Origin of the sequence: Guyparkeria sp. (assembly GCF_046545975.1) — a bacterium.
Lineage (GTDB): Bacteria > Pseudomonadota > Gammaproteobacteria > Halothiobacillales > Halothiobacillaceae > Guyparkeria.
The window spans coordinates 23,228-30,154 of record NZ_JBKGYT010000012.1 but is presented as its reverse complement, the minus strand read 5'-3'; the positions used below and the strand labels follow the sequence as shown (position 1 = coordinate 30,154).

Below are 6,927 nucleotides of genomic sequence, written 5' to 3'. Positions count from 1 at the left end.
CGGTAGATCCTGGTTCGTGCGGAGATGAATTAGACATCATTGCACCCATGTAGCGAAAGGTTCGGGCGTTGCCCTCCCGCTCCGCCCCCTAAGGATATGCCCACCCGGTCGGGCCACAGAGCCGCGACCGACATCCGACGGATTTCCCGGCCACCGGAGCCGCCGCCCGTCGCGGTTTCCGGCCCGGTCGGACACAGAAGTATGGTGTAGAATTCGAGGTTGTTCCGCCCGGGGTCCCTGCCCCGGGTTTTGCCATTGGCGACAGACAGCGCGGTCCGTCCGATTTCGTCGTCCGATCAGCCACTTGCGGGTTTCGAGGTTGCCACTCCCATGATCTTCCGCTTCCCCATCGTCATCATCGACGAGGATTTCCGTTCCGAGAACGTCTCCGGTCTCGGCATCCGCGCACTGGCCGACGCGATCCGTGCCGAGGGCGAGGAAGTGCTCGGGGTGACCAGTTACGTCGATCTCGCGGCATTCGCTCAGCAGCAGAGCCGGGTGTCGGCCTTCGTCATCTCGATCGACGACGAGGAGTTCCACGGGGGCAACGAGCCGGTCGACGAGTCGCTCGAGGTGATCGTGCAGTTGCGCAATTTCATCCAGGAAATCCGCTTTCGCAACGCCGACATCCCGATCTTCCTCTACGGCGAGACCCGCACCAGCCGCCACCTGCCCAACGACGTGTTGAAGGAGCTGCACGGCTTCATCCACATGTTCGAGGACACGCCCGAGTTCGTCGCACGTCACGTCATCCGCGAGGCGCGCAGCTACCTCAACTCGCTCGCCCCGCCGTTCTTCCGCGCGCTGACCGGCTACGCCGCCGACGGCTCGTACTCCTGGCACTGCCCGGGGCATTCCGGCGGGGTGGCCTTCCTCAAGAGCCCGGTGGGCCAGATGTTCCACCAATTCTTCGGCGAGAACCTGCTGCGTGCCGACGTCTGCAACGCCGTCGACGAGCTCGGCCAGCTGCTCGACCACACCGGCCCGGTGGCCGCCTCGGAGCGCAACGCCGCGCGCATCTTCAACGCGGACCACCTGTTCTTCGTCACCAACGGCACCTCGACGTCCAACCGCATGGTCTGGAACTCGAACGTCGCTCCCGGGGACGTGGTGGTGGTCGACCGCAACTGCCACAAGTCGATCCTGCACTCGATCATCCTCACCGGGGCGATCCCGGTGTTCCTGATGCCGACGCGCAACCACTACGGCATCATCGGCCCGATCCCGCGCAGCGAGTTCTCCAGGGAGAACATCGAGAAGAAGATTGCCGAACACCCGTTCGCGGGCAAGGCCGACGACCAGCAGCCCAAGATCCTGACCATCACCCAGTCGACCTACGACGGCATCCTCTACAACGTCGAGGAGATCAAGGACGAGCTCGACGGCTTCGTCGAGGTGCTGCACTTCGACGAGGCCTGGCTGCCGCACGCCGCCTTCCACGACTTCTACGGCGACTACCACGCCATCGGGGCCGACCGGCGGCGCTGTGACGACTCGGTGGTCTACTCGACCCAATCGACCCACAAGCTGCTTGCCGGCCTGTCGCAGGCTTCCCAGGTGCTGGTGCAGGACTGCGAGAAGGAGCGTTTCGACCAGGACGTGTTCAACGAGGCCTACCTGATGCACTCGTCGACCTCGCCGCAATACGCGATCATCGCCTCCTGCGACGTAGCCGCCTCGATGATGGAGCCGCCGGGCGGCACCGCCCTGGTCGAGGAGTCGATCTTCGAGGCGATGGACTTCCGTCGCGCCATGCAGAAGGTGGATGCCGAGTACGGCGACGACTGGTGGTTCAAGGTCTGGGGGCCGGATGCCATCCCCGAGGAAGGCATCGGCACGCGCGATGACTGGATGCTGCACGAGGACGACCGCTGGCACGGCTTCGGGCAGGTGCCGACCGGGTTCAACATGCTCGACCCGATCAAGGCGACCATCATCACGCCGGGCCTCGACGTCGACGGCGACTTCCACGACTGGGGCATCCCGGCGGCGATCGTCACCCGCTATCTGGCCGAGCACGGCGTGGTCGTCGAGAAGGCCGGCCTCTACAGCTTCTTCATCATGTTCACCATCGGCATCACCAAGGGCCGCTGGAACACGCTCCTGACCGCGCTGCAGCAGTTCAAGGACGAGTACCAGCGCAACCAGCCGCTGTGGCGGATCATGCCGGAGTTCGTCAACAAGCACCCGCGCTACGAGCGGGTCGGGCTGCGCGATCTCTGCGAGAAGCTCCATGCCGTCTACCGCGAGCACGACGTCGCCAGGCTGACCACCGAGATGTACATCTCCAACATCGAGCCGGCCATGCGCCCGGCCGATGCCTGGTCGAAGATGGCGAGAAAGCAGATCGAACGGGTCTCGATCGACGATCTCGAGGGACGGATCACCGCGTCGCTGGTCACACCCTACCCGCCCGGCATCCCCCTGCTGATCCCCGGCGAGCGCTTCAATGCCCGCATCGTCGAGTACCTGCGGTTCGTGCGACACTTCAACCGGCAGATGCCCGGCTTCGAGACCGACGTGCACGGACTCGTCGCCGAGGAGTCCGACGACGGGACCCGCTACTTCATCGACTGCGTGCGACAGGACTGATCCGGGCGGCAGGCCCTCCCCCGCGGCCCCGCAACGGGACCTTGTGGGGCTCCGGTCAGGCCAGTCCGCCGAGGGCAAGGCAGCCGACCGACACCAGGTACGCCACGGCGAGCAGGACGAACACGCCGTCGAACGACACCATTGCCAGCCCGAAGAGCACTACGCTCAGTCCCGCCGCCGTCGCGGAGAACGGCACCACCTCCATCACGGGCATCATGAGTCCCAGCATCACGCACGTGAGGGCGATACCGATCGTCCCCCCGTTGGCGACAAGGAAGCTCAGCCTCGGCCGCAGGAACCAGTCGACGTAACGCGCCGGACGCTGCAGCGAGTTGAGCGCGCGAAGGAGCCGGTCAGTCGATACGGACCGGGACAGCAGCCAGCGCGGCAGCCAGAACACCTTGCGCCCGAACAGCAGCTGCAGCGAGGTAAGAACGAGCGCGATCCCCATGGTGGTTGGCACACCCGGAATGCCACTGAGGGGGGAGACGAGCAGCACGCCGATCAAGAGCAGAAAGGGACCGAAGCTCCGTGTGCCAAGCGCGTCGATGATGCGGCCGAGATCAAGCCGCTCGGTCTCGGCGGCGACGGCAGCGATGCGTGCCAGCAACTCGCCGAGATTGCGTGGCTCGGCCGGATCGAGTGGTGTCAGGCTGGTGTCGCGTTCGGACATGGCCGTTGCGCTCGTATGCTGCGGCGCAGAGAGAGCCCCGGGTCAGGGGCGCTGGTAACGGCAGCGACGGGAGGACGCCCGGGGACGTCTTGCCGGAAACCGGGACACGGAGAGCAGACGAATGAAGCCCGCGGCGATCCCGATCCCATCCGTCCGCCCTGCCAGTCCACCGGCAACCAGGGCCCCGGCGAGCGATGCCCACGGGTGACGAGAGATGCCCGCCTCCACGGCACAGAGACCGGCATCGGCAAGCGCGTCGATCGCCTCGCCGGAGAGGGTCAGCCGCAGCTTGGCCAGACGCAACGCCTCGTCGGCCGACAGCCCCCGCTCATCACGAGCGACGCTCCGGTCGGGCCACCGTTGTGGCTGTCGAGTCACCGGATCCACCGGTAGGACCAGTAGGCCAGAACCAGAGCGACCGCCAGGCAACCGGCTCCCACCGTGGCAAAGGCGGCCGGCACTCCCCAGATCGACGCCAGCCAGTGGTAGATGCCCGTCCCGACGAGTCCTAGACCGAGGAGCGCCAGCAGGCCGACCACGCCCAGCAGGACGACGGCCGCGGCCGTGCGCCCCACCTGCCGACGCAACACTCGCCCTTCCGCCTCGACAAGTGCGGCAAGGGCAAGAACGTAGTCGGTGATGACCTTCAGTGCCGCCCCCCGAGATCCATCAGCTTGGCGACGACGAAACCGATGCCGAACGCGGCCATCACCGAGGTCAGCGGATGGCGCCCAACGAGTTCCTCGGCCTCGTCGACGCGGGCCTCCCCCCGCGCACGCACCTGATCGTAGCCCCGGTTGAGGGCGGACATGCCGTCGTCGAATGCCTCCTTGACCTCGTCGCGGGCGGTCTCGGCCTTGTCGCGGACGCGCTGCTCGCTCTGCTCCTTCACGACCTTGAGCAGATCGGCCACATCGCCGCGCAACTGCGCCAGATCCTTCTTGAGTGCCTCGACCTCGGCGCTGGGGTCCTTCTGGGATGCTTGTGCCATGTGAGGGCCACCTCTGGTGATGAAAATAGGGAGTACTGCATTGACCTTAGTGCAGGTATCGGCCGGATTCCAGACCGGCCGCCGCGCGAGCGCGCTCACCCCATCAGCAGGTACTTTGTCTCGAGGTACTCGTCGAGCCCTTCCGTGGCACCCTCGCGACCCAGACCCGAGGACTTGACCCCACCGAACGGGGCGGCGGCATTCGAGACCAACCCGGCGTTGACCCCGACCATGCCCGCCTCGATCGCCTCGGCCACCCGCCAGACGCGGTGGATGTTCTCGCTGTAGAAATACGCCGCCAGTCCGAACGGCGTGTCGTTGGCCAGCTCGATCGCCTCCGCCTCGGTGTCGAAGGTCGAGACGGCGACCACCGGGCCGAAGGTCTCCTCCTGCATCACCTGCATCGACTGGCGGATGCCGGTCAGGAGGGTCGGCAGCACATAGTTGCCGCCGCGGGCGTCCAGTTCGCCGCCGGCAAGCACCTCGGCCCCCTGTGCCGTCGCATCGGCGACGTGCGCGAGTACCTTGTCCACGGCTTCCTGGTTGATCAGTGGCGCGATCTCGCTCGACGGGTCGAAGCCATCTCCCAGGCGGAGGTTCTCGATACGCGCCCTGAGCTTGCCGACGAAGGCATCGTGCACGGACGCCTGCACATAAAAGCGATTGACGCAGACGCAGGTCTGCCCGGTATTGCGGAATTTCGCCGCGATCGCCCCGTCGACGGCGGCATCGAGGTCCGCGTCGTCGAAGACCACGAACGGCGCGTTACCGCCGAGCTCGAGCGAGATCTTCTGCACGTGTGTGGCCGCCTGCCGCATCAGCTCGCTGCCGACCTCGGTCGATCCGGTAAAGGAGACCTTTTGAACCAGTGGGTTGGCCGTCATTTCTGCCGCGATCTCTCGCGCCGAGCCGGTGACCACGCTGAACACCCCGGCCGGCACGCCTGCCTGGTCGGCCAGCGCCGCGAGGGCCAGCGCGGAATACGGGGTGGCCGACGCCGGCTTGACCACCATCGAGCAGCCAGCCGCCAGGGCGGCGCCGGCCTTGCGCGTGATCATCGACGACGGGAAGTTCCAGGGCGTGATGGCCGCGCACACCCCGATCGGCTGGCGGATCACCACGATGTGATGGTCGGGGTTGGCGGCCGGGATGGTGCGTCCGTAGGCACGACGTGCCTCCTCGGCGAACCACTTGAGAAACGAGGCGGCATAGCGGATCTCCCCGGCGGCCTCGGCCAGCGGCTTGCCCTGCTCGAGCGTCATGATCGCCGCCAGGGTGTCCTCGTGCTCCAGCATCAATTCGTACCAGCGGTACAGGATCACGCCCCGCGCCTCGGCCGTCTGCCGCCGCCAGGCCTTCATGGCCTCTTCGCCGGCCTGGATGGCGCGCCTGGTCTCGGCGGCACCCAGCCGGGGAACCTCGCCGATGGTCTCCCGCGTGGCGGGGTTGTCGATCGACAGGGTTTCGCCGCTGTCGGCTTCGACCCATTCGCCGCCGACGAATGCCCGCTCATGAAACAATGGGTTGGCGCGTATTTCTGAGACCCAGTCTGTACTCATGTGGTTCGCCTCCTGCATTCAGACCGTGGGGCTGGGATAGCGGGCATCGATCGCGTCGATGGCGTCGAGCAAGTCGCTGGAGAGCTGCACGTTCGCGGCACCGATGTTCTCCTCGAGCTGCGACAGGCTGGTCGCCCCGATGATCGTCGATGCCACCTGCGGCAGGCGCAGGGTGAAGGCGATCGCCATCTGCGCCGGAGACAGCCCTCGCTCGCGTGCCAGTTCCACGTAGGCACGGGCCGCCTCGGCCGCATTCGGCTTCTCGTAACGCTGGCCGAAATCCGGGAATTCCGTGATGCGTCCCCTTGCCTGCGGATCATCGATGTACTTGCCGGTCAGATGACCGAAGGCCAGCGGACTGTAGGGCAGCAGGGCCACGTCCATTTCCGTGCAGACCTCGGCCAGCCCGCCGGTCTCGAACTGGCGGTTCATCAGGTGATAGGCGTTCTGCAGCGAGGTCACCGCCGGCAGATCGAGCCGCCGCGCGGCCTCCAGGAAGGACATGACACCGTAGGGCGTCTCGTTGGACAGGCCGATATAGCGCACCTTGCCCGCGTCGACCAGATCGGCGAGCACCTCGAGCTGGGCCTCGAACGACTCGGCCTCCCAGCGGCGATCGGCGTCGTAGTAGACCTCGCCGAACTTGGGCACGTAGCGGTCCGGCCAGTGGATCTGGTAGAGATCGACGTAATCCGTGCGCAGGCGCCGCAAGCTGCCGTCGATGGCCTGGTTGACCTGATCGCGGGTGATCCGCGGCCCGCCGCGCAGGTAATCGAGTGACGCGCGCCCGGCACCGGTCACCTTGCTGGCGATGACCAGGTCCTCGCGCCGGCGATCCTTCAGCCAGCTGCCGATGTACGCTTCGGTGCGCCCCTGCGTCTCGCCGCGCGGCGGGACCGGGTACATCTCCGCCGTGTCGATGAAGTTGATCCCGGCATCCACGGCGCGATTCAGCTGCTGGTGTGCCTCGGCCTCGCTGTTCTGCTGGCCGAAGGTCATGGTGCCCAGACAGATGCTGCTGACCATCAGTCCGCTGTTGCCCAGTCGCCGGTATTCCATCGTGTTAGTCCGCCCTTTATGCTGTGTGGTTTTCCGAATGTCTGAGAGTAGCC

The 6,927-nt window shown here is 66.3% G+C and carries 7 protein-coding genes; 1 reads left to right on the top strand and 6 read right to left on the bottom strand.

Annotated features, from left to right (window positions below):
* Nucleotides 1–330: 330 nt before the first annotated feature.
* Nucleotides 331–2,592 (top strand): Orn/Lys/Arg decarboxylase N-terminal domain-containing protein, encoded by a 2,262-nt coding sequence (locus ACLFMY_RS02330; RefSeq protein WP_410762910.1) that lies wholly within the window; start codon nt 331–333, stop codon nt 2,590–2,592.
* A gap of 55 nt (nt 2,593–2,647) precedes the next feature.
* Here the strand turns inward: ACLFMY_RS02330 and ACLFMY_RS02325 are convergent, their stop codons facing one another.
* From ACLFMY_RS02325 to ACLFMY_RS02300, 6 genes are all read right to left on the bottom strand, one after another.
* Nucleotides 2,648–3,265 carry an exopolysaccharide biosynthesis protein gene (locus ACLFMY_RS02325; protein WP_410762908.1) on the bottom strand — a complete coding sequence of 206 codons (618 nt, stop codon included), beginning with the start codon at nt 3,263–3,265 and terminating at the stop codon, nt 2,648–2,650.
* 42 nt (nt 3,266–3,307) lie between these two features.
* On the bottom strand, nt 3,308–3,643 hold the full coding sequence (locus tag ACLFMY_RS02320) for a hypothetical protein (protein WP_410762907.1): 336 nt from the start codon (nt 3,641–3,643) through the stop codon (nt 3,308–3,310).
* Nucleotides 3,640–3,855, bottom strand: a complete 216-nt coding sequence (locus ACLFMY_RS02315) for a hypothetical protein (RefSeq protein ID WP_410762906.1) — start codon at nt 3,853–3,855, stop codon at nt 3,640–3,642. The genes ACLFMY_RS02320 and ACLFMY_RS02315 overlap by 4 nt, the downstream gene beginning before the upstream one ends.
* 56 nt (nt 3,856–3,911) lie before the next feature.
* Complete coding sequence (locus tag ACLFMY_RS02310) at nt 3,912–4,256, bottom strand: YqjD family protein (RefSeq protein ID WP_410762905.1); 345 nt, start codon at nt 4,254–4,256, stop codon at nt 3,912–3,914.
* Nucleotides 4,257–4,351: 95 nt separating this feature from the next.
* Nucleotides 4,352–5,815: an NAD-dependent succinate-semialdehyde dehydrogenase gene (locus tag ACLFMY_RS02305; protein WP_410762904.1), complete on the bottom strand. Its 1,464-nt coding sequence runs from the start codon at nt 5,813–5,815 to the stop codon at nt 4,352–4,354.
* 18 nt (nt 5,816–5,833) lie between these two features.
* Nucleotides 5,834–6,874, bottom strand: coding sequence for an aldo/keto reductase (locus ACLFMY_RS02300; RefSeq protein WP_410762903.1), 1,041 nt, complete (start codon nt 6,872–6,874; stop codon nt 5,834–5,836).
* Between the last annotated feature and the right edge of the window lie 53 nt (nt 6,875–6,927).